Source organism: Tenacibaculum sp. M341 (genome assembly GCF_004337695.1).
Taxonomy (GTDB): Bacteria; Bacteroidota; Bacteroidia; order Flavobacteriales; family Flavobacteriaceae; genus Polaribacter.
Window position 1 is genome coordinate 1 of sequence record NZ_SJXJ01000023.1, and the last position, 23,154, is coordinate 23,154.

22 protein-coding genes and 3 tRNA genes are annotated in these 23,154 nt (G+C 29.7%); 9 read left to right on the forward strand and 16 right to left on the reverse strand.

The window, feature by feature from the left end; genetic code table 11:
- Positions 1–232 precede the first annotated feature (232 nt).
- The 5 genes from EYW44_RS18755 to EYW44_RS18775 all read left to right on the forward strand — a co-directional run bounded on the left by EYW44_RS18755 (position 233) and on the right by EYW44_RS18775 (position 6,670).
- Positions 233–1,102 (forward strand): transporter, encoded by an 870-nt coding sequence (locus EYW44_RS18755; protein ID WP_132726322.1) that lies wholly within the window; start codon positions 233–235, stop codon positions 1,100–1,102.
- A 43-nt stretch (positions 1,103–1,145) separates the two neighbouring features.
- On the forward strand, positions 1,146–2,162 hold the full coding sequence (locus EYW44_RS18760) for a glycoside hydrolase family 113 (protein ID WP_207893813.1): 1,017 nt from the start codon (positions 1,146–1,148) through the stop codon (positions 2,160–2,162).
- A gap of 162 nt (positions 2,163–2,324) precedes the next feature.
- Positions 2,325–2,867, forward strand: coding sequence for a hypothetical protein (locus tag EYW44_RS18765; protein ID WP_132726324.1), 543 nt, complete (start codon positions 2,325–2,327; stop codon positions 2,865–2,867).
- A gap of 228 nt (positions 2,868–3,095) precedes the next feature.
- Positions 3,096–4,349, forward strand: a complete 1,254-nt coding sequence (locus tag EYW44_RS18770; protein WP_132726327.1) for a POTRA domain-containing protein — start codon at positions 3,096–3,098, stop codon at positions 4,347–4,349.
- Between the two features lie 152 nt (positions 4,350–4,501).
- Positions 4,502–6,670, forward strand: coding sequence for a carbohydrate-binding protein (locus tag EYW44_RS18775; RefSeq protein WP_132726329.1), 2,169 nt, complete (start codon positions 4,502–4,504; stop codon positions 6,668–6,670).
- Between the two features lie 56 nt (positions 6,671–6,726).
- Here the strand turns inward: EYW44_RS18775 and EYW44_RS18780 are convergent, their stop codons facing one another.
- The gene (locus EYW44_RS18780) at positions 6,727–8,817 is read right to left on the reverse strand and encodes a S46 family peptidase (protein WP_132726332.1); all 2,091 of its coding nucleotides are present in this window, start codon (positions 8,815–8,817) and stop codon (positions 6,727–6,729) included.
- A 117-nt stretch (positions 8,818–8,934) separates the two neighbouring features.
- The gene (locus EYW44_RS18785; protein ID WP_132726334.1) at positions 8,935–9,819 is read right to left on the reverse strand and encodes a sterol desaturase family protein; all 885 of its coding nucleotides are present in this window, start codon (positions 9,817–9,819) and stop codon (positions 8,935–8,937) included.
- Positions 9,820–10,442: 623 nt separating this feature from the next.
- On the opposite strand from EYW44_RS18785, the gene EYW44_RS18790 reads away from it, so the two are divergent.
- The 3 genes from EYW44_RS18790 to EYW44_RS18800 are packed head-to-tail and all read left to right on the forward strand — an operon-like array spanning position 10,443 to position 11,635.
- Positions 10,443–10,631 (forward strand): hypothetical protein, encoded by a 189-nt coding sequence (locus EYW44_RS18790; RefSeq protein ID WP_132726337.1) that lies wholly within the window; start codon positions 10,443–10,445, stop codon positions 10,629–10,631.
- On the forward strand, positions 10,600–11,409 hold the full coding sequence (locus EYW44_RS18795) for a hypothetical protein (RefSeq protein WP_132726339.1): 810 nt from the start codon (positions 10,600–10,602) through the stop codon (positions 11,407–11,409). The genes EYW44_RS18790 and EYW44_RS18795 overlap by 32 nt, the downstream gene beginning before the upstream one ends.
- A gap of 7 nt (positions 11,410–11,416) precedes the next feature.
- Complete coding sequence (locus EYW44_RS18800; RefSeq protein ID WP_132726342.1) at positions 11,417–11,635, forward strand: hypothetical protein; 219 nt, start codon at positions 11,417–11,419, stop codon at positions 11,633–11,635.
- Between the two features lie 3 nt (positions 11,636–11,638).
- On the opposite strand, the gene EYW44_RS18805 is transcribed toward EYW44_RS18800, so the two are convergent.
- The 8 genes from EYW44_RS18805 to EYW44_RS18840 form a co-directional block, all read right to left on the reverse strand.
- A complete protein-coding gene (locus EYW44_RS18805; protein ID WP_132726344.1) occupies positions 11,639–12,043 on the reverse strand; it encodes a hypothetical protein in 405 nt (134 codons plus the stop codon).
- A gap of 241 nt (positions 12,044–12,284) precedes the next feature.
- Positions 12,285–15,392 (reverse strand): TonB-dependent receptor, encoded by a 3,108-nt coding sequence (locus tag EYW44_RS18810; RefSeq protein ID WP_132726347.1) that lies wholly within the window; start codon positions 15,390–15,392, stop codon positions 12,285–12,287.
- Between the two features lie 248 nt (positions 15,393–15,640).
- On the reverse strand, positions 15,641–16,330 hold the full coding sequence (locus EYW44_RS18815) for a DUF2064 domain-containing protein (RefSeq protein WP_132726350.1): 690 nt from the start codon (positions 16,328–16,330) through the stop codon (positions 15,641–15,643).
- 117 nt (positions 16,331–16,447) lie between these two features.
- On the reverse strand, positions 16,448–17,416 hold the full coding sequence (arsM, locus tag EYW44_RS18820) for an arsenosugar biosynthesis arsenite methyltransferase ArsM (protein WP_132726352.1): 969 nt from the start codon (positions 17,414–17,416) through the stop codon (positions 16,448–16,450).
- A gap of 2 nt (positions 17,417–17,418) precedes the next feature.
- Positions 17,419–17,829 carry a DoxX family protein gene (locus EYW44_RS18825; protein ID WP_132726355.1) on the reverse strand — a complete coding sequence of 137 codons (411 nt, stop codon included), beginning with the start codon at positions 17,827–17,829 and terminating at the stop codon, positions 17,419–17,421.
- Between the two features lie 8 nt (positions 17,830–17,837).
- Positions 17,838–18,653: a purine-nucleoside phosphorylase gene (locus tag EYW44_RS18830; protein ID WP_132726358.1), complete on the reverse strand. Its 816-nt coding sequence runs from the start codon at positions 18,651–18,653 to the stop codon at positions 17,838–17,840.
- Position 18,654: 1 nt separating this feature from the next.
- Positions 18,655–19,239, reverse strand: coding sequence for a TIGR04282 family arsenosugar biosynthesis glycosyltransferase (locus tag EYW44_RS18835; RefSeq protein ID WP_243643699.1), 585 nt, complete (start codon positions 19,237–19,239; stop codon positions 18,655–18,657).
- 10 nt (positions 19,240–19,249) lie between these two features.
- The gene (locus EYW44_RS18840; protein WP_132726363.1) at positions 19,250–19,744 is read right to left on the reverse strand and encodes a rhodanese-like domain-containing protein; all 495 of its coding nucleotides are present in this window, start codon (positions 19,742–19,744) and stop codon (positions 19,250–19,252) included.
- Between the two features lie 44 nt (positions 19,745–19,788).
- Between EYW44_RS18840 and EYW44_RS22340 the strand changes: the two genes are divergently transcribed.
- A complete protein-coding gene (locus EYW44_RS22340) occupies positions 19,789–19,944 on the forward strand; it encodes a hypothetical protein (RefSeq protein WP_165872273.1) in 156 nt (51 codons plus the stop codon).
- 41 nt (positions 19,945–19,985) lie between these two features.
- Here the strand turns inward: EYW44_RS22340 and arsS are convergent, their stop codons facing one another.
- The 6 genes from arsS to EYW44_RS18870 all read right to left on the reverse strand — a co-directional run bounded on the left by arsS (position 19,986) and on the right by EYW44_RS18870 (position 23,121).
- Complete coding sequence (gene arsS / locus EYW44_RS18845) at positions 19,986–21,041, reverse strand: arsenosugar biosynthesis radical SAM (seleno)protein ArsS (protein ID WP_132726366.1); 1,056 nt, start codon at positions 21,039–21,041, stop codon at positions 19,986–19,988.
- Positions 21,042–21,125: 84 nt separating this feature from the next.
- Positions 21,126–21,461 carry an arsenosugar biosynthesis-associated peroxidase-like protein gene (locus tag EYW44_RS18850; protein WP_095074706.1) on the reverse strand — a complete coding sequence of 112 codons (336 nt, stop codon included), beginning with the start codon at positions 21,459–21,461 and terminating at the stop codon, positions 21,126–21,128.
- Between the two features lie 30 nt (positions 21,462–21,491).
- Positions 21,492–22,202 carry a DUF547 domain-containing protein gene (locus EYW44_RS18855; protein ID WP_132726369.1) on the reverse strand — a complete coding sequence of 237 codons (711 nt, stop codon included), beginning with the start codon at positions 22,200–22,202 and terminating at the stop codon, positions 21,492–21,494.
- A 348-nt stretch (positions 22,203–22,550) separates the two neighbouring features.
- Positions 22,551–22,636, reverse strand: a tRNA-Leu gene (locus tag EYW44_RS18860).
- Between the two features lie 305 nt (positions 22,637–22,941).
- A tRNA-Leu gene (locus EYW44_RS18865) sits at positions 22,942–23,027 on the reverse strand.
- Between the two features lie 22 nt (positions 23,028–23,049).
- Positions 23,050–23,121, reverse strand: a tRNA-Gly gene (locus tag EYW44_RS18870).
- Positions 23,122–23,154: the final 33 nt, after the last annotated feature.

Sequence of the window (23,154 nt, forward strand, 5' to 3'; positions counted from 1 at the left end):
ATTTCTAATTCTATCATATCTTTGCTTAGTACTTGGTACATAGGGTTGTGTTTTTATGTTTCGCAACACAAATATCTACAACCCTTAATTTTTTCTCAAAAAAAGTCAAGATGACTTCAATAATTACTTAATACGAACGCTCTTTAATAGAAGAATTTTTAAATTATTTTTAATAAATGTGTAATGCTTAAATGTATATGTCGACTTAGATTACCAAACTAAAAATTATTATATGAAACGTATATCAATCTTTTTACTAATTTTCTTAGCACATACAGTAGGATTTTCTCAAGAGGAAGAACAAGAAGAAACACAAGGGAATAATTTACAGGTTTTCACACCTTCTAAATTATTAAACAAAGGTCAATGGGATATTAAATGGTTTAACAATTTGTATACTGAAAATAAGTTTGCAGATAATAATGGCGATTCAAGACCAAAGGCTAGAGAAAATTATTTTACATCTACACTAGAGGTTTTTACAGGAGTTTCTGATAATAATAGAATAAACGTAGGTACAATAGTTGAATTTCGTTCAAACACAGTTGGTGGAAGACAAGCATTATCAGTATTTAGTTTAGAAGATACAGCTACCGATAGAAAAGGAATTTCTTCGATAGCACCAGCAATTAAAATTCAACCATTAAAGGATGTAGGTAACTTTTCATTTTTATCGGCATTACACATTCCTTTAATAGATAATGAAGTAGAAAATGGGGTGTTCTTAGATCAAACAGCTTGGGCTTTTCAAAATAGATTTTTCTACGATTATACTTTTCCTAGTGGAGATTGGCAGTTATTTGCTGAGTTAAATACGGAGTATAATTTTGGTAATGAAGATAGTTTTGCAAACAACACATTTGGATTAACTCCAGGAGTATTTTTAAGTTATTTTCCAACACAAGAAGTTACAGTACTAGGTTTTGTACAACATTTACAAAGATTTGGAGATTTTACTCAAGACTATTCAGCATTAGGATTTGGAGGAAAATATCAGATTACAGATGTTTTAAACTTAGAAGTTTTATATAGTAATTTTGTTAGAGGTACAGATAACGGATTAGGACAGTCTTTTAATTTAGGTTTAAGAGCTTTATTTTAATATAGGTTAAAGTACTTCATAATTTAATCTGTATTTTTAATGAATGAAATTAAAAATTTTCTCTTTAGTACTATTTTCAGTATTGTTTCATTCTTGTAACAGTCAAAAAAAGGATATTACCAAAAAAATAAACGGATTAAGTTTTGTGAGCTCATCACAACCAATAGATAAAAAACACGTATCACCAGTGCTAAAGGCATCAGCGAATTATGTTTCGTTGATGCCTTTTGGTTTTATAAAAGATTTAAGCGCTCCTAAAGTTCGTTTTAATGAATCTAGGCAATGGTTTGGAGAAACTAGAGAAGGTATAAAACAATATGCAAGTGAGTTTCAAAAAGAAAAAATTGCTATTATGGTAAAGCCCCAAATTTGGGTTTGGAGAGGAGAGTTTACAGGTTATATTGAAATGAAAACAGAAGAAGATTGGAAATTGTTAGAAGATTCATATGCTAAGTTTATATTAGAATATGCTACTTTATCTGAAGAAATTAAAGCTGCTGCTTTTTGCATTGGAACAGAACTTGAAAAGTTTGTAATGAACAGACCAAAGTTTTGGAAACAGCTAATTATTGATGTAAAAAAAGTGTATAAAGGAAAATTAACTTATGCTGCAAATTGGGATGAGTTTAAAAGAGTTCCGTTTTGGGATGAGCTTGATTATATAGGTATTGACGCTTATTTTCCTTTGAGTGATAAAGAAACACCAACAGTTGAAGAGTTACAAGAGGGGTGGAAAGCACATAAAAGTGTAATACACGAATTACAGAAAAGCCATAACATTCCTGTTATGTTTACTGAATTTGGGTATAGAAGTGTAGATTTTACTGGAAAAAAGCCATGGGAATCGAACAGAGTAGAAGGAATGATTAATTTAGAAGCTCAAGTAAATGCTACTCAAGCAATTTATAATGAGTTTTGGAATGAAGATTGGTTTGCTGGAGGTTTCTTATGGAAGTGGTTTCATAATCATGAGGAAGTAGGAGGAGAGGATAATAATCGGTTTACACCACAGAATAAACCAGCAGAAAAATTAATTCAAAAACTGTATTCAGAACATTAACATAATGTACTTCATTTATTAACTGTTTTCAGAAAATTGGTAAATTATTTTTAATATTTTAGTGAAAAAATTACTAAAATGGTGAATTTTAAATATATGTTAAATCATTTTAACTAAAAGTTTATTAAATTTGGCACTGTATATCACCTTAATTTGTATTTTATGAAAACAGTAAAATTAACTTTTACCATTCTTTTGTGTGTGAGTGTTTTGTTTGTGATGTCTTGTAACGAAGATCAAGATGCTGTAGGTTCTCAAGGACAATCAAGCTTGAATGATTTTACTTCAAATTTAAATAACGGTAGTTTTATAACTACGGTGTTAGAATCTAAATTGCCACTTTTGAATAAAGCTATTTCTGAAGATTTTTTCGATTTAACATCTTCATCTAGTGATAAAAAAACAGTTGTTGAGTGGAATATTTCTAAAGAGGATGATAATTTTGTGATTAAACAAAATAAAAAAACAGGAAACGGATTAGGATCTAGTATTAGCAGTGCTGATCTTGTTAGCTTAACAAGTTGTCCTTCTGGTCAAGCAAGTTATAAAAAATGTGCTAGTAAAACATGTACAGAAGAAGCTGTTGCAGAATTAGTAGACGAATTAGGAGCTGGTGAAACAATTACAATGAAAAGAAATTTGTTGAATGTAACTATTTGTGGAACTAAAAGTTTGGTAGATAGAACAACAAAGAAAAACGAGTAATATTCAATACATTTAATGTGTAAAAAGTCGATAATTTAACTATAACGTTAAAATTATCGACTTTTTTATTTTAAAAATCAAAAGGCAATAATATTTTTCTAACTTTATATTACAAAGCTGTATTGCATTGTTTTAACAAAACTATTTAATGAAAAATTAATGTAAGAAACTTCCTTTTTGCACTACCAATGAGATTATGCTTTTGTAGCTACCTGTAATCATACCCAAATGAATAAAATAATCCTCTTACTATTATTAAATGTTACTTTTCTCTTTTCACAGGAAGGAAAAATAAAGAAAATTGAATTTCTTGGTCTGAAAAAAACTAAATCTTCTTTTCTAAAAAAAATAATAGAAACCAAAGAAGCGGCAAGTTTAGACTCTCTAAAGCTTAAAAGAGATGTGCAAAGATTAAAGCGTTTACCTTCAGTTGCACATGCTTACACAACACTAAAAAAAGAGACAGATTCATTATATATTGTAATTTTTAATATTGAAGAAAGTACAACCATTCTTCCTGAATTGGCTTTTTGGACAACTACTAACAATCAATTTTCCTATAAGTTAGGTGTGTATGAATATAATTTTTTAGGTAGAAATATTACAGCAGGAGGTTTTTATCAAAACAATGGATATGATACGTATGCTGTTAATCTGATAGCACCAAATTTATTTTCTAAACATTTAGGTTTGGCGTTGAGTCATCAAAATTGGAAAAGTGAAGAACCATTATTTTTCGATAATCAAACGGCAAATTATTTATACAACAATATTTCTACAGAGATATTAGGTTTATACCAAGTAAACTTACATCATAAAATAACTTTTGGGTTTAATTATTTTACTGAAAAGTATAATTATTTAACCGGAGCAACAAGTGCTAATGTTCCATTGAATTTAGAGGTAGATAAAATATTGTATAAGTTGCTGTATACTTATCAAGACCTTGAATACTTTTTTCAATACATAGATGGATTTAAGAGTTCGTTATATCTACAATATGTGCAATCTCAGAATAGTTTTCAAGACCAATTTTTGGTGGCTTGGAATGACTTTTTTTATTACAAAAGAATTGGAGAGAAAGGAAATTGGGCTAATAGATTACGAATAGGTTTTGCATCTAATAATGATTCTCCTTTTGCTCCTTTTGCTCTAGATAATAATGTGAACTTAAGAGGAGTTGGAATTTTAGTTGATAGAGGTACTGCTAGTATTGTTTATAATACCGAGTACAGACATACATTTTATGATAAAAAATGGCTAACCATTCAAGGAAATGCATTTATTGATGCAGGAACTTGGAGGCAACCAGGAGGCGAGATTAATGATTTTTGGGAGGATGAAAATATTAGGCTTTTCTCAGGAGTTGGACTGCGTTTTATAAATAAAAAAATCTACAATGCTACACTTAGAATAGATTATGGTTTTAGCTTAAAAGACAATACCAAAGGTTTGGTTTTTGGAATTGGACAATATTTTTAAGTTGTTTTACTCTACACTGTTCTTTGGTAAGTATTTGCTATTTAGATGTGTATATAATATAATATGTTTTTTTGCTGTTTTATTTGTATTTATTAAAAATAAATCCATTTAATTTTGGTTATAGTTGAATTAACCCCTAAAAAATCAAATAAATGGAATTTTTTAATCAAAGAAGCTTTTATAAGGCTTTTAAATTCTTTGTGCTTTTTATTTTATCAATAAAAATGTCTTATGCACAAAACAACGAGGCGAATAGAGCTAATTTGCCAATGCTTTTTGAAGCAGAAAACTACGCTAATTTTAACAATACCCAAACTAATTTAATGCTAGTGTCAACGAATGATGGCAATAGTAGATTGAAAGTTGGTTATAATGACATTGGTGATTGGTATGAATATTTAGTGAATGTTAATGTTTCAGGTGAGTATGAATTTGAATTTAGAGTATCTAATGGTACTACAAATGATGGTCAATTACAAATTTTAAGTAATTCAAATTTAGTTGGTAATATTACGATACCTCAAACGAATGGTTGGGAAAGTTTTCAAACAGTTAGTACTAAATTGAATTTGTCTTCAGGAAAACAAACCCTTAGAATTTATGTTGCTTCACCAGGTGTAGATATTAATTGGATAAACACAAATAGTATTACAAGTCCAAATTTACCACCTGTAACTATACCTAATAAAATTGAAGCTGAAAGTTTTGCTAGTTTTAGTAATATTCAAGCAGATAAAATGTTAGTGCCAACTAGTGATGGAGATAGTGGTTTAAAGGTTGGTTATAATGATGTTAATGATTGGTATGAGTATAAAGTGAATGTAACGGAGAGTGCTAATTACGAATTTGATTTTAGAGTTTCTAACGGATTGGCTACAAATGGAGGAATTCAAGTTTTAAGTAACGGGAGTCCCGTTAAAAGTATAATTATTCCATCAACAAATAATTGGGAAAGTTTTCAGAATGTAAAGTTTCAAGCGAATTTAAATCAAGGAGAGCAAACAATAAGATTGTTAGTGCTAAAATCTGGAGTAGATATTAATTGGTTTTCTATAAAGAAAGTTGTTAGTACTACAGCTCCTACAGCAGACTTTATTGTAAAGAGTATGGGGCCTGGTTTTAATTTAGGTAATGTTTTTGATTTAGGACTTAATTCTACAGATTTTACATCATTTAAATTTCTTATTGATGCTTATGTTAACCAAGGAATGCAGCATATTAGAATACCTACTTCATGGATTGAGCATGTAAATGGAGATGCTATTGCAGAAGAAAATGGTAATTTAAAGAAAAATCATCCTCGCTTTAAATCATTAGAAACAACCATAAATTATTGTTTAGATGCAGGTTTGTATGTTGTTTTAAATACACATCACGAACGTTGGTTAAAAGAACATTACGATGGTTCGAATTACTTAAATAATCGTTTTGCGAACCTTTGGAAAAACATAGCAAATCATTTTGAAGGATATTCTGATAAATTAATTTTTGAAGTTTTAAATGAACCAGAAGGAAATATGGGGCAGTGGGATGGACCAGGTGGTGCACCAGATCCAATGAATCCACAACAGTTAGCTTATACTCGACAAATTATGAGAGTAGGCTACAATGCAATAAGAGCTACAGGAGGTAATAATTCAACAAGACTTATTATGTTAGCTACAAATGCGCAAGGAAATCATACTTTAATAGACGAGGTATATCGTAATAAAAATGATCTTCCAGGAAATGGAAATGATGAATATTTAGCAATACAGGTTCATACTTATGATCCATGGCAATTTTGTGGACAAGATGGTAATAATAGTAATTATCCAGGGGCTACTACTATAGAGAACTCAATTATAACAACATATAATCATGCACAAACATTGGGTGTTCCATTGCATTATGGAGAGTTTGGAGTTGGTAGAAGAAATAATCAAGCAGAAAGAAATTCTGATATTGTTAGAGAGTTTTATAGAGTAATAGCAAATATTACGTTAAATAATGATATGGCTTTTACTATTTGGGATGATAGAGGTTGGTTTAGATTGATAAATGATGATGGTACTTTTACGTACAATATAGTGCCGTTTATGTTAGGGAAAACATCAGTAAAAAAATCTAATTTAAATACATTAAATGGAGATTTAAAAAATATAAATACGAATGTTTTTAAAGAAATAGAAGTTTATAATAGAGTAGGAGAATTAGTTCTTAAAAAGGAAATTAATCCGAATAATTTGACTGAAATAACGAATCTTAAAAAAGGATTGTACTTTATTAAGTTACAAAAAAAGACAGGTGAAGTTGTGCAACAAAAGTTGTTAAAGAAATAATATAAAAAAGAAATACCGTTCAATTTGAACGGTATTTTTTATAAATAATATCTTGTTTATTTTTTCTTCGGATGTACTAATTTCATCTCTTCAATTAAATGCTTTGCACCAGCATATTTATCAATAATAAACAGAACATAGCGTGCGTCTACCATAATATTTCTACAAATTTCCGGATCATAGTTCATATCACTCATGGTGCCTTCCCAAACTCGATCAAAGTTTAAACCAACTAAGTTTCCGTTAGCATCAATAGCAGGGCTACCAGAATTTCCACCAGAAGTATGATTTGTTCCTAAGAAACATACTGGAACTTTTCCGTTTTTATCAGTATACTGACCATAGTCTTTAGTTTCATATAAATCTCTTAATTTCTTAGGAACATCAAACTCATAATCACCAGGAACATATTTTTCTATAATTCCTTCTAAATAACTTACAGGTTTATAGTAAACAGCATCTCTAGGAGAATAGCCACGTACTTGTCCGTAAGTTACACGTAGAGTTCCATTAGCATCTGGAAAATAACGAGCATTAGGCAATGCGTCCATTAAAGCTTTCATATATTGCTTTTGAAGCGCTACAATTGGCTGGTTTTTTTGTTGAAATTCAGGATTTATTTTCGAGTAAAACTCAACAATCATAGGCTTCGCATATTTATAAGCAGCATCGTTATTTAATTTTTTAATTACTTCTTCAGGAGTTCCTTCTAATAATTGCAAAGCTTTATCTAAATTAGTAAAACTAGTAGTATTATAGATTAAAGTGTTAGCATGTGCATTGTATAAAGGCATGACGTTTTTAAAAACACCTTTATCTACATTTACATCGTAATTTTTGTGTATTCTTTTAAATCTGTTGGTTACAGAGTTTTTTACTTTTTCAAAAACTGAAGGATCTCTATCTAAAGACATTTCTAATTCAAATGCTCTAAAAGTCATTTGCATTAACTCATTGGTAACTAAAAATACCTCAATAAAGTTTCTTCTTTTAATGTTTACACTTGAGAAATCACCATATAATTTTTCAAATTCAGGTAAAATAGCTCCGTACTTATTTTCTAACCCTTTTTCTTTTAAAGCTTTTTTGAAAGTTTCTTCAAATTTAAGACGCTTTTCTATAGCATTACTTTTTTCAATACCTAAGTTTTCTCCAATCCATTTTTTCCAAGCATTTGCAATACCAGCTTGTTTAGATGCATATTTAATTCTTACTGCATCATTGGCTTTCATTTGAGCGTCAATTTCTTTTAACGCAGCTTCTCTAATAGCGATGTTACTAGGATTAAATTCTTGAGTAATGTGCTTTATTGCTGTTGCAGGTAAATATTCATTCGTTCTACCAGGGAATCCGAAAACCATAGTGAAATCTCCTTCTTCAACACCGTCTAAAGAAACTGGTAAAAAGTGTTTTGGAGTGTAAGGAATGTTTTTGTCGCTGTACTTTGCAGGTCTATTATTTTTATCAGCATAAATTCTGAATAAAGAAAAATCTCCCGTATGACGAGGAAACACCCAGTTGTCTGTATCACTACCAAATTTACCAATGCTACTAGGTGGTGCTCCTACTAATCTGATATCTTCATACTTTTCAGTAACAAATAAAAAGTATTGATTTCCTTTGTAAAAAGGAGTTACTTTCACTAATTGCCAATCTTCTTTGGTGGTATTCTTTTTAATTTTATTGATGTTTTTATCTATAGTAGATTGCTTTTCGCGTTCACTCATTGAGTCGGTAACACCTTTTAAAGCTTCAGTAGAAACATCATCAATTCTAACAATAAATTCAACGTATAAGTTTTTATTAGGCAATTCTTCTTTTAAATTCATTGCCCAAAATCCATCTTTTAAATAGTCGTTTTCTAAAGATGAATGTGATTGAATTTGTCCAAAGCCACAGTGATGGTTTGTTAAAATTAACCCTTTTTTAGAAATAACCTCAGCTGTACATCCGCCATTAAAGCTACCAATAGCATCTTTTAAACTTGAATTATTAGCGTTGTAAATATCTTTAGCGGTAAGATTACTACCTAAAGATTTCATTTCTTGTTCGTTCATTCCTTCTAACAATGAAGGAATCCACATACCTCCTTGTTGGGCAGAAACTTGAACAACAATAAAAAGGAAAATAATATGTAAATATTTCATTTGGTGTATTTGTTTAGAGGCTAAAGATACAAATACTAAGTAAGCTTATAGGTTAAAAAGCTAAGTTGAATAATGAAAGAATAGTATTTCTGAAAAGAAATTTAATGATGAAAACTTCTATTTTTTATTTAATGGATACAACTCTTGCTGGATAAAGTTTTTTGGGAATTTTTCATCGCCATTAAATCCAATTTCAATATCTCTACCGTTATGTGGAATGTAGTTTGTTTTAAAAAGATAGTCCCATAAACTTAGTGTAATTCCAAAATTGACTCCGTTTTTTCTATCTTCAGGTAAGTGTTTAGCATGATGCCAAATATGCATTTTAGGATTGTTAAAAATGTATTTCAAAAAGCCATAATCAACATTAATGTTCGCATGATTTAAATGACCAATTGTAATATTAAAAAAATGAACCAAGGCAACGTCTTTGGCAGTAAATCCCCCCATAATAGCCAATGGAATGTACTTTATTGATTTGTATACTACAGGTTCCATCCAATGATAGCGTAAGTGTGCAGCAAATCCCATTTCTTTTACAGAGTGATGTACCTTATGAAAATTCCATAGAAACTCATACTTGTGTAATAATGTGTGAGTAAACCATTGAACAAAATCAATAATAATAAAGAAAAGAAAAATACGTAACCAATAAGGAAAAGTATTGATATCAAAAATTTGGAAATTATTTACACTAAGATTAAAAACACCAAGTACATCATTAAAAAATTGATGAGCAGTATTAGATAAAGCGATGAGAACAATTAAGTTTAATAAAAAGAAATTAAAAAACATATAAAAAGTATCTAGCCAAAAATCTTTTCTGAAAATAGATTGATTTTTTCGCCAAGGAAAAACAATTTCCAATATCCAAACGATTAAAGAAATGACGATTAAACCATAAAAATAATTTTCCCAGTTTACTTGAAATAAAACAGATTGTTTTAAGTAATTCCAGTAATCACTATATGATTTTAATATGATGTCTAAATACTTTTGCATGTCTAAAGTTGGGTCGATATACGTGTGTTAAACTTACATGTTTGTAATACGAAAAAGACTGAGAAATTATTGATAGGATAAAAATACGATTTAAATTCTTTTGAAGAATGTAGGTAAGCAAACTAAGAATATCTTTATATAATTGCTTATTGTAAAAAGCTATCGTATATTTACTTTTACAATTAACCCTTAAATCCCTAATAACTATGATGAAAATAGTTGAAAGGCTACCTTTATTTTATATGATTGAATCAGAAAAGAAGTTTAAATTTTCTTATTTCCTTTCAGGTAGTACCAAAAACAAAAAATAAACATAACGAATATACAACGTAGTTTTTCGAAGATTATTTAACTCAGTTTGATTAAAAGAATGTTAAATAATAAAAAATTATATTACAGATAGTTTGTTCGCTTTTATTATAATTTGTTCGTTAGGGCTTTCTTTAGAAAACACAGGATAAACCCTGAGATTGATAAAAAAAACAAAACATTGTTGTTTTTTTGTTCGTTTTTCCCTTTAAAAACTACTATGTTTGTTAGTAAATCGTTATCCTTATCTGTGTAAGTTAGTGATATTTATAATATATATTTACTGTTTAGTTAACATTTAAAGAACAGTAAATATGAAAACATTTGTTATAAGATTAGCTTACGTTGGAGCCTTATTATTTTTAATTGGTTGTACAGATAATTCAGAAACGGTTATAGAAAATAATAAAGAAATAACCTCTAATAATTTAAACGATAATTTAGAATTATCGTATACAGATCCTGAAGAAGATGGAACAGAAGAAACTCCAGAAGAAGAATAAAGAAATTGAAAAAAATAAAATTAAACCTATCTTATTGGGCATAGTAGCTTTTGTTATAGTTACTATGTCTTTGTTAAGTTTTCCATTTAAAAGATATTCTAAAGAGTTTTTAGCTCATAAAAAAACATATAGACCAATAATTGATGGAAGAAATAAAGCACAAGATTCTCTTAGAAATGAATTAGGAACTACATTAACCATAGATGAATATAAAAAAGCATCTGAGAAGTCATGGAGTTTTTATATGGGAAAATTAGATGCATACAAGAAAAAGAAAGAATTGCTAATGAATGACCAAAGGTTTTTGGGAAGAGCAAATTTTAGGTATTGGCTCACTCAATTTGGTATTATTTTATTAGGCTTGTATTTTTCTGTTAAATCATTGTATGACGATTATAGAAAAAACTTAAAAACAGGACATAGATTTATATCACAAATAGGTATACTGGTAAGTCTTTTTTGGATGTATCATCTTTTCTTCAGAACAGCAGCAGACTTTTATACAGAAACCTATGTTATCACCGAAATAGTTTTATGTATTATTGCAGCCTTTTTTATAGCAAACCTTATAAAATATTACGCTAAAAGAGAAAGTGTGGTAAAAGGCTTGATAAGTTTAGTACTGCGAATAAAAACGAAACACTACAGAAATATCCTAGTAAAAGCATTATATGCTGAGAAACACGATAAATCGATGGATAGTATTGAAACTACAAGATCACAGTCTGATGAGTTTGATAGAGATGTTAAAGACACGTTTAATAAAGTATTAGGGTAAAGAAAAAATGAAAAAATTAACCACCTCCTTTGCTAAATATATAAATGCTTTTAAAATTAGAAGTAGACGACTACTTACCCAAGAGCAAAAAGAAATTTTAGAAGAAAGCTCCATTGAGGAAGCTGAAAGAGTATTAGAAGAATTAGAGAGAGAAGAAGACCAAGCTAGATCTAAAATGTTAAGTGAATTGAAAAGCGTATTTTTTGAGTTGCCAAGTAATCTCTAATACTTACTTTAATATATCTTTATTTCTTTCAATAAGCTCCTTAATTTTCAAAATCTCTTCATTTAAGGTGTTGTAATTATCAATGTTTTTAACAGTGTTAATTGCATTTACAATCATATCTAATTTTCCTGCTTCATTAATTGCTTTTATGTTGATAATGAAATGGGAAATAAGTTCATCAATACTAATAGTGATATTGTTTTTGGTAAATGAAAGGCTTTCTGAACGAGAACTATGTTCGTTATTGATGATTGATTTTAATCTGTTTATTCTTACTTCTTTAAAACTTTTTCTTTTCACTCCCATTCTAAAAGTATCAGCATCTACGCCTATTAAAGCTCCTAGTTGTTTGTATGTGAGCGCTTTTTCTTCTTTGTATTTTAGGAGTTTATCGTAAAAATCAGCCATTTTTGTGTTTCTGTCAATTATTAATGTGAAATTATTTCGTTATAATGTAACTATCAAATATAATTAAATTAACTGTATGTAGTGTAAGAGTAGTTATTGTTTGTTCCTTATTATAAAGAGTTACAGTTTAAATTGTGATAATTTTTAGAACTAAAAATAAAGTAATGATCAACTCGCTAACTTTAATAGTTTTATCACGAGTTGATCATTTAATTACATAAGGGGATTATGAGAATAGCTTTTAAAACTGATATTTGATTCCTAATTGTGCTTTCCATCTAGAATTAATAGCGTCTAAAACCCATGGTTTCGCTTCTTCGTTTAAAGTAAATTGGTATACAGGTTGATTGTTTTCAACACCTTTAAACTCTAGTAAATTAAAGTTTGAGTTTACTACGTTTGGAACAAAGATTAAACGCCCCCAATTTTTATTTAGTAGGTTTAATACATTAAAAACATCTAAGCTTAACTGTAAGTTATTCTTGTTTTTAAAAGGAATGTCAAATGTTAATCTGGCATCTAATTGATGATTCCAAGGAGTTCTACCTCCATTTCTTTCAGCGTATTTACCTCTATTTTCTTTTAAATAATCGTTGTTTTCGATAAAATTGTTTAATTGATTCCATTGTTCATCAGCAGAGGTAATAATGTTACCAGTAGCGTCTGTTATATCTTGTAGTTGAATTTCATTTCTATTAGCAGGAATGTATACTAAATCGTTACGAGAAGAACCATCTCTATTTACATCACCTTGGTATACTACAGAATACGGACTACCAGAAGTACCGGTGTAGAGCATAGAAAGTTGTAATAGTTTATTATTTAAGTTTAGTTTGTAACTGTGTGAAGAAACTAATTTATGACGTAAATCAAAATTGGAGAAAGATAGATCAGGGTCATGAGAATTAACTGCTTGATTCCATTCAAAATTAGCTGCAGATGAATTTCTTACGGTACTTGAAACTTCTTTACTTTTTCCATTGGTATACCCAATAAAACCATCATAGTTTTGAGTACTTTTATATAAGCCTAAATTGATGTTATATCGGTATCCTTTATTTGTATTACTTAGTAAAAATACATTCGTAAAATTATCACTTACACGAGATCCATTGTAAAACAATCTATTGTCAGTTCCTGAATAATTACTAAATTCTTGACGTCTATTTATAGATTGAAAGAAAATTCCTTTTAATACCTTCGTATAGGTTGCCTCTGTGGTAAAACGAAAGTTTTTTGGAAGTTTAGCTTCAAAACTTAAACGAGTTTTCCATTCTCTAGGCATTTCAAAATCATTATCAATTAAATTAATTTCTGTAATCCCAGGTTGTTGAGATGCTAAATTTCCTAAATTCTCTTCTAATGGTACAGTATTTCCTCCGGGGCGAATGTCTACGTTAAAGTAATCGGTTCCTGAAATATATTCGGCATAAGCAAACCATAAATACGGAATTCTACCTGTAAACAAACCACTTCCACCGCTTAAGGTGTATTTGTTATTCTTATCTAAATTATATTTAAAACTAATCCTAGGATTTATGTGTGGAGCTGTACTAATTTGATTGGTGAAATTGCTGAATTCAGGTGTGTTTTTTATCAATGGACTAACAGGTAAATTATCAAGTAATAACTGGTTGTCTAATCTCACTCCAATATTTACTGAAAATTGATCACTTACTCTTATTTTATCACTTATATAAAATGCAGAGGTAAGAATATCTATTGTTGCCGAAGGTGTGTTGTTTACAAAATCAAATGTATTGTTATTGATATGGTACACGCCTCTAATTCTTGATGGAGTGTCATTTAAAAAATCATTCACCGAATTGTATGCCCAACGTCCATTCCATGCAGTTAAAAAACCATAATCAATGTCGTTATATTGAAAAAGTAAACCACCAGTAATGGTATGATTATTTTTATAATAGGTTAGTTTATCAGAAAGTTGAAATGTATTTAAATTCGTTTTATAAATTGAAGCTTCTCTATAAGTTCCTGCAAAAATTCTGTTAGAAGAGTCATTAATTTCAATATGAGGAAAAACACGACCATCGTAACTTCTATCTTCTTTTACTTTTGTGTAACCAAGTGTTAAATTATTAGATAGATTTTCTGTTAAACTTGAGTTTACTTCTAAAGTTGTGCTATTTAATATGCTGTTATGACGATATCCTTGATTTCCGAAGTTAAAAACTGCCTGATTCCACTCTAAATTATCGGCAAAACTTTTTACAAAATTATTTCTAAGCGTAAGTTTGTGCTTTTCTGAAATATTATAATCTAAACGAGCAAAAATTTTAGTAGAAGCAGTTTTTATGTCTGCGTTTTCAAATGTACCAGGGTCATAATTATAATCGTTTCTTAATTTGTCAGCAATATCAATTACAGTTTGTTTATCAATATTAGAACCAGAAGAGCCAGGGGCACCAATAAGAGGAGTTTTACTTAAAGCTTGTTCAACATTTACATAATAAAACAGCGTATCTTTTTTTATAGCACCTCCAATACCACCTCCTAGTTGTACATCATAAAAATCATTTACATTTTGTTGAATTCCTTCTGCATATGATCCAATTAGCAATTGATTGTTACCATACGCGTACACTTCTCCTTTAGTTGTGTTGGTTCCATTTTTAGTAACAATGTTTATATTGGCGCCAGTAAAATTTCCAACGCTTACATCAAAAGGAGAGGTTTTTATAGAAAGCTCTTTTATAGCACCAAAACTAATTGGTTGACTTCTTGATAAGCTTCCAGGAGTTCCGTTTGCAGAGGAGCCAGAAGCACCACTAGCTGGTTCTTGAAAACCAACAACATCGTTACTGGCAATACCATCTATATTAAAATTATTAAAACGATTACTAGCTCCTCCAAAAGAATTCAGATTAGCATCAGATAAATTACGAGTTAAATCTTGCACACTTCTATTAATAGTTGGAGTAGTTAATAGTTGTTTTGTAGTAATTACTTTAGCGCTTTTTTTTGTGGTTGCTGTAGTTATAACAACTTCATCTAACACAGAACTCTCTTCTTTTAAAGTAATGTTTAAAGAGGTTGTTTTACCTAAGTTAATGGTAATATTAGGTTTTTTATAAGAATGAAAACCTATAAAGTTTACAGATAATTGATAATTGTTACCTGGCGGAATGTTAGCGATTACGTAATGACCAGATTCTTGTGAAGAAGTACTGTATTTAAAGTTTGTTTCTAAATCTGTTAATATAACCGAGGCAAAAGGAATTGATTGTTGATCTATGTCTACAATTTTACCTTCTAAATTACCAGTGGTTTCTTGTGAAAAAATGAAAAGCGTAGCAAAAAATAAAACGATAAAAATATTGATTTTCATGTTTAATAATTATAATTGATAATAAGGATAAATAGTATATTGTTTTGATTGATGTCTGAATTCAATTAATATTCAGTGTTTTGAATGTCACTTCGATTGAAATTATTCGTAATGTAATGTAGAATAATTTCGTGTCGAGAAGTTTTTGTAACATAAACTGTTATCGATACACTTGCTTACAGCTGGTTCTTAGATTGACAATTAATGTTTTGAATATTTATTGTTTATGAATAGTAATTAAGCTCAGATTATAACATTAATTGAGGCGATCCTTTATTATGATGATTGGAAAAAAAGTAGTTTTGATACGTAGAAACAATGCTAAAGATAGGTTGAGTATTTAGAAATAGCGCATTTAATACTAATTGTCTAAAAACAATATCAATACATTTAAATTTAGATAAGAAATAATGTAAATCAACTGTTGAATCTATGTCTTTAAGATATTCAAGTTGATTTGTATGAATCTTTCTAGTGGAGAAATACTTGCGTAAAGAAGTGTATACATACTTAGTTTGCCAAGGAATTTCTTCAAACTCTTTTTTATCAAACCAATTTTTAGAAATTGAAATTAAATAAGCACCACCATCCATTGAGGGACCGATAGTAGCTGTATTATTTAGGATATTTTCTACAGCTGTTTTTAGATGTTTACTATTTAGGTTTGGACTATCGTTACCTATTGTAATTACATGCTGATATCCTTTAGAAAAAACAGTTTCAATAGCATTTGTAAAACGCTCTGCAAAATTATTTCCTTGTTGCTCTTTATTTGAAATGTGGATTAAATCTAATCCAGATTTTTCAACTTCTGAAACAATTTGATTGTTTAAATGTTCAAACAAAATACCAGATTGCACTATATTTTTTTGCTTTACTTCTTCACTAGAAGTATTGGCAAAAAATATAACAGCTATATTTTTATTTATGTTGAACATTAGTCTTTGAGTAAGGTTTAATAAAGTCGTATTAAGTTCTTATAAATTACTGAAAAAATCATAAAAAAATAAAAGCACCTCAAAAAGAGGTGCTTAAAAACGTATTTTGTTTATATTTTAACAGCATCCACCTCCATCATAATGGAAAGTAGATTCAGAAATATAGATATCGTCTCTACCTAAATCTTGTAAAGCTGCCGCAGTCTTATCACAAATAGCTAAAGGTTGATTTTTTAATAATGTATGTCCTTTACCATCATCAAAATACTCTTCACTTCCAAAGTAAATGGCTGCTTTTCCAGTAAACACACACGGACCATCCTCTGGCATAGGGTCTTTAATGGCTGCCACTTCAATAGATTCTATGTAAATCAACTCTTCGGTTGGGTAATTTTTAGGATCTAAAATTCGATACGGTTTTCTAGCTCTAATTTCAATAGTACCAAAACCAGCATCAGTCAACATTTTTACATATTCTTTAATAGGTAAACTTCCACTTAAACATAATGCACGTAAACGTTCGTCATTTCTTAAAGTTTCATTCATTTCCTGTTCACAAGTAGGATCACTCATTACCAATTTACCGTGTGGTTTTAAAACACGATACATTTCTGCAATAGCTTTCTTTAAATCGTCTAATTTAAAAATGTTGAAAAGACAGTTTTGAGCAGCTACATCAATAGAATTATCTTCTACAGGTAAATTTAGAGCATCTCCTTTACGTAAATCAACAAAATCACTTTTAAACCAATCGTTTTGTTCTTCAGCAATAATAAAATTTTTACGAGAAGCTTCTAGCATTTCATCTACTACATCTAATCCAATTACACCACCTTTATTTCTGTTGAAATAAGCGAATTGTAGTAATTCCATTCCGCCACCAACACCAACATATAACATTTTAGGATTGTTGGTTAAATCTCTAGCATGCACAGTAGAACCACAACCGTAATTCATTTCTTGCATAATTTTAGGGATTTTTAAACCTGGCAATTCCCAAATAGGGTTTGTAGTACAACACAATCCTACATCAGGAGTTAATGCTGCTTCTTTATATACATCTTTAGTTGTTTCTAAATAACTCATTCTTACTTATCTTTTTTTATTAAAAAGTCCACCGAAAATCTATCTAACTCTTTTGGTAATAGTAATAAAGTTACCAAAAGTATTGTTCTGTACATTACATGAGAAAGATCCCAAATAGGATCTTTTAAACCGTGTCCAAAAGTAACAATCACTAATACTGATGCTAATGCATACAAAGCGTAGTCTCTTTTAAAACCAACGATTAATAAAAAACCACCTATTAACTCTATTAGAGAAGTATAATAAGTAGAAAATAGCAATAAAAAATCTGGAAGTAAACTTTCGTAACTTTTTAAGAAGAAGTTTTGATAAACGGAATCTAATCCAAATTTATATACCTTGCCATATCCTTGAAAAAAGAAAATGAATCCAAGAATAAGTCTAATAGTTAATACTGCTATTTGTTTGTTCATTTATATAATTATAATTGTGATATTAACTCTTTAAAGAGCGTAATCATTTTGGGCTCAGCTTTACCAGCTACAGCTATTATTTCTTCAATGTCTATGGGTTGCAGGTTTTTTGGGTCGCACTCATCAGTTAGTACTGAAACTGCACAGCACGGAATATTTAATTGTTTAGCTACAATTACTTCAGGTACAGTACTCATACCTACAGCATCTACTTCTAATATTTGTAGCATTCTGTACTCTGCTCTTGTTTCTAATTGTGGACCTAAAACACTTGCATAAACCCCCTCGTATAAATGTATGTCGTTTTGTTTAGCAATAGCTTTCAGTTGGGTGTTTAATTTTTTTGAATATGGTTCAAGCATATCAGCAAAAATATTCCCAAAATCTTTAGCTCCTTTAAAAGCTAGTGGAGATCCTCCTTGTAAATTAATATGATCTTCAATTAACATCATATCTCCTTTCTTGTAAGAAAGATTAATAGCACCAGCAGCATTAGAAATTAATAAATTGGTAATTCCTAAACCATGCATAGTTCTAATTCCGTAAGTAACTTCCCATAAGTTGTAGCCTTCATAAAAATGGAAACGACCAGACATAACTATTACTTTTTTACCAGCAATAGTCCCGTAAATAAGTCTACCAGAATGAAACTCAACAGTTGCTTCAGGAAAGTGTGGGATTTCGCTATATGGTACTTCAATTTCAATAGAAATCTCATCAATTAATTTACCTAAACCAGTACCTAATACAATTCCGATTTCAGGATTCTCTAATCCTTTATTCTTTAAAAAAAGGATGGTTTCTTGTAGTTGTTGTTGTTTCATGTTAGTTTAAAAATTGTGAAAATGCAGGATGATCTTTAATATCATCAAAAATATCAACATCGTTTAGTATAGAAAGTAAAAATACATTATGTTTTTTTAAATCAGATAAAGTATTTTCTCTCACTGTGCTAGTACCCCATTGTTTGTTTTTAAAAATTTCTGGAATCACTTTTTTTAATCCTAATAAATAATAACCACCATCATCAGCCGGACCAATAACAGCATCATGATTATCTAATTGTTGAAAAGCAGAGTTAATATGTTGAGGTTCTAAATCGTATAAGTCGCTACCAATAATGGCAACTTTCTCGTATCCTTTTTTAAAAGAAGTATCAAAGGCATTTAACATTCGTTCGCCTAAATCATTCCCTTCTTGAGCATATTTCTGATAACCTTTGTTTTCCCAGATATCATTATCTCTTACTTTTTCAGAATAAAAAACAGCAATATCGCATGATAGCTGTTCTACAATTTCTTTTGTTCTGTTTAATAAAAAGATATAAATTTCTAATGCCTTTTTATCACCTAAAGATTTTGCTAATCTTGTTTTTACTTTTCCTAATTCAGGATTTCTAGTAAAAATCATTAACAAGTTTTTATTCATAAACTTTAATTCCTTTATTTAGCCAAGTTCCCCATTCTTTATCGAATGCGTGTACTTTATTGGTTAGTTTGTTTTGAGAATCATAAACACTTTTCTCGTTGTTTTTCCACTCAAAAATACCACCGTATAAATTAAAAACATTTGTATAACCAGCAGCTTTAATTTTTTCAGCAATATCTTCTGAACGAACACCTAAAGAGCAATATACTATTATTTTAGAATTTTTGTCTTTTGGTAGTTCTTTTAAAGTTCTTTTTAAGTTGAAATTGTTGTATCCAACGTAAGTAGCCTTTTTTAAATGACTTATTTCAAATTCTTTTTTTTCTCTTGCATCTAAAAAGATGGTTTCATCATCATTAGTATTGATGTCGTTCACATAAATGTATGGAATTGTTTCTTGATTGTATTTCTTTAAAAGTTGTTTTAAACTACTTTGAGCAAAAGAACTAATAGAAAGTAGGAAGAGAAAAAAAGTTTTTTTTATCATATGTCTATAAAAGTTATTTTTGCTGAAATTTTAAAAAATATATTATGAAAAAAGTATTTTTAATTGCTTTGCTATGTGTTTCATTTTCTTTTATTTCATGTGAAGAACAAGAAAAAGTTTGTCAGGGAGAAGTTACAACATTTACTTTACCAGACGGAACAACAAGAACAATTGAACAACCTTGTTTCGATTTTGACTAAAACTATGAAAAAGTTCCTTTTTTAAAAGGAACTTTTCTACTTTATGCAACAGTTCCTTGACAACTGCTTCCAGCACCGGCGGTACAACCGTAACAATGCTGATTAATGATTGTTTTTCTGTTTTGTAGTAGTTCTTCGTTATATTCAGAAATGTGTTTTACTTTACTTGCTACCTTTAAATTTAGCATTTGGTTAAAATCACAATCATATAACCAACCGTCCCAGCTAATCGATAAGGTATTTGTACACATTACATTTGCTACAGCCATAGGGTTGTAAGCTTCAACTAAAGCATACATATAATCTTCATAATTTTCAGAAGCAATTAAATAGTCTAAAAAACGACTGATAGGTAAGTTTGTAATGGCAAATAAGCTGTTAAATACAATATTAAAGTCTTCTTTTAAGGCTTTTTTAAAATCGTTTTCCAATGCTGCTTGGTCTCCTGGTAAAAAAGCACCTGATGGATTGTATACCAAATCTAATTTTAAGTTACTTCCTTCAACACCATAACCAACTTCATTTAGCATTTGAAGTGCTTTAATTGATTTATCAAAAACACCATCTCCACGTTGTTTGTCCGTTTTTCCTCTAGTCCAGTGTGGCATAGAAGAAACTACATGAACATTGTGTTTTTTAAAGAATTCAGGTAAATCGTAATATTTTTTATTGGCTCTTATAATTGTTAAATTAGAGCGAACAATAAAATCTTTTATTCCTGCTTTTGAAGCTTCTTCAACAAACCAACGAAAGTTAGGATTCATTTCAGGAGCACCACCAGTTAAATCTAATGTATGTGCACCAGTCTTTTTTATAACATCTAAACATTGCTGCATGGTTTCGGTGGTCATAATCTCTTTTCTATCAGGACCCGCATCAACATGACAATGTGCACAAACCTGGTTACACATATAACCTAAATTAATCTGTAAAATTTCTAATTTTTTAGGTTTTAATGGAAACTGATTTGTTTCTTTTATTTTTTCAGCAAACGTAGGTAATTCACCATCTTTAAAAATACCATTAGATAATATTTCAAGTTGACGTTGCGTGTTTGCTAAATCGTTGTTTCTTGCTACAAGAGATTTCTTCATTATTAAAGATTCTGTCAGGTCGAGCGCAGTCGAGACCTGATTAAAAAACTCTCGACTGCGCTCGAGGTGACATGAGAAAGTTTAATTCTACATTTCTAATTTATTCACTTTGTTCATCATTTGTACCCCATGAACCAAGGTTGCACCACTTTTAATTGCAGCACCAACATGTATTGCTTCCATCATTTCTTCTTTGGTAATACCACGCTGTAATCCATCTTTGGTGTAAGCGTCAATACAATATGGACATTGTTCGGTATGTGCTACGGCTAATGCGATTAATGATTTCTCTCTGGCAGTTAAAGCTCCTTCTTCAAAAACCTTTCCGTAGTAGTCAAAAAATTTGTTTCCAAGTTCTTCGCTCCACTCTGTAATCTTACCAAATTTTCTTAAATCTGATGGGTCATAATATGTTTTAGACATTTGTATCTTTTTTGTTGAAAAATAAAAATACTATTTTCCATTTAAATTCCACTTATATGGTAAAAAGCGGATTTTTGCATCATTAGGTATTTTTTCGTCTGCATATTTGTTAATGTAATCAATAACAGATCCTTCTTTAGTAAAGTCAGCTTTAAACCAGTTGAAAATTTCAGAAATTTGTATTGAATTTTTCTTTTCAAGTTTGTTTCTTGAAGCGTCATTAATAAAGTTTTTAATCAATACATCTAATTCAGCATTAATATTCTTTTCTGTAAAAGCTTTATTGTGAAGTTTTGGGCACGATTCAGAAGCACAGTTTACACCTACGTGAATTCTTGGATCAAATAATTTTTTACGTAATATTTTATGTTCTATATGATCCAGTGTATATGTTTTTCCACCAACTTCAGCAAAACTAATATTCCATGCATTTTTACCTTTTTTCTTAATATTAGTGATGCTTTTTACAGGATAATTATCTAAAATAAGTTTTATTGTGTAGGCGTTGTATGCGTTTATCCAGAATGCTTTTTGTTTGTTTTTAGACCATGAAGAGCTTGGTGTTGTCTTTTTTAAGTAGGCTAAGTAACTGTTTAATTGGTCTTCATTTTGTTTAAGACCTTTATAATCTACAATACCTTTTTTACTTACATGTTGTTGTAGTAAAGAATTAAAAGAAGTTGTTTGAGCTTTAATACTAACAACTATAAGTAAACTTAAAACTGGAATTAATTTTTTCATGATAACTATTGTTTTTGATTTAGACGGAAGGTTTTTTAAAACTTTACAACAATATAAAAAATAAAAATTCAGGTATAAAAAACCCACTCAAAAGATTGAGTGGGAAAATTGCTATGAAAAAGAAAAAGTGTCCAAAGACGTCTCTAAGGACACTACAAATATAAAACATTTTTTCAATCTTTAAATTATAAAATTGTTTTTTTAAGTTTTTTTTAACGTTCGAGCAGGAAAATTGTATTTGTGATAGTAATAGCTAAATATATGTTGTATTTGTTTTAGCCAATTGTTTTGTTAGAAGTTTGATAAAACAAAAAACCGTTGAAAATCAAAGATTAACAACGGTTATTGTACTGAAGGCGGGACTTGAACCCGCACGAGCATTACGGCTCATTGGATTTTAAGTCCAACGTGTCTACCAATTCCACCACTTCAGCATGGTATTTTATATAATTAAGATATCAAATCTTGTTTTTTAAAGATCGTTTGCAATCATTCAATTGCGGGTGCAAATATACAAGTTTATTCCATATAAAAAATATTTTTTTGACTTTTTTTTGATTAAAGTGGGGTGAAAATGTAATTAAAGTGTTTAGTTGTCATGTAATCAGTGGTTTGCTTCTTTTTTATTTTTTGAAATAAATTTTAATATTTGTAAATAAGCAACTAGGGGAGAGGTGTTGTTTCTAAAGTTGTATAAAACAAAAAACCGTTGAAAATCAAAGATTAACAACGGTTATTGTACTGAAGGCGGGACTTGAACCCGCACGAGCATTACGGCTCATTGGATTTTAAGTCCAACGTGTCTACCAATTCCACCACTTCAGCATGGTATTTTATATAGGTTTTGAGCGAAAGACGGGATTTGAACCCGCGACCCTCACCTTGGCAAGGTGATGCTCTACCCCTGAGCTACTTTCGCGTAGTCTTTATTTTAAATGAACGTGTGCATTTG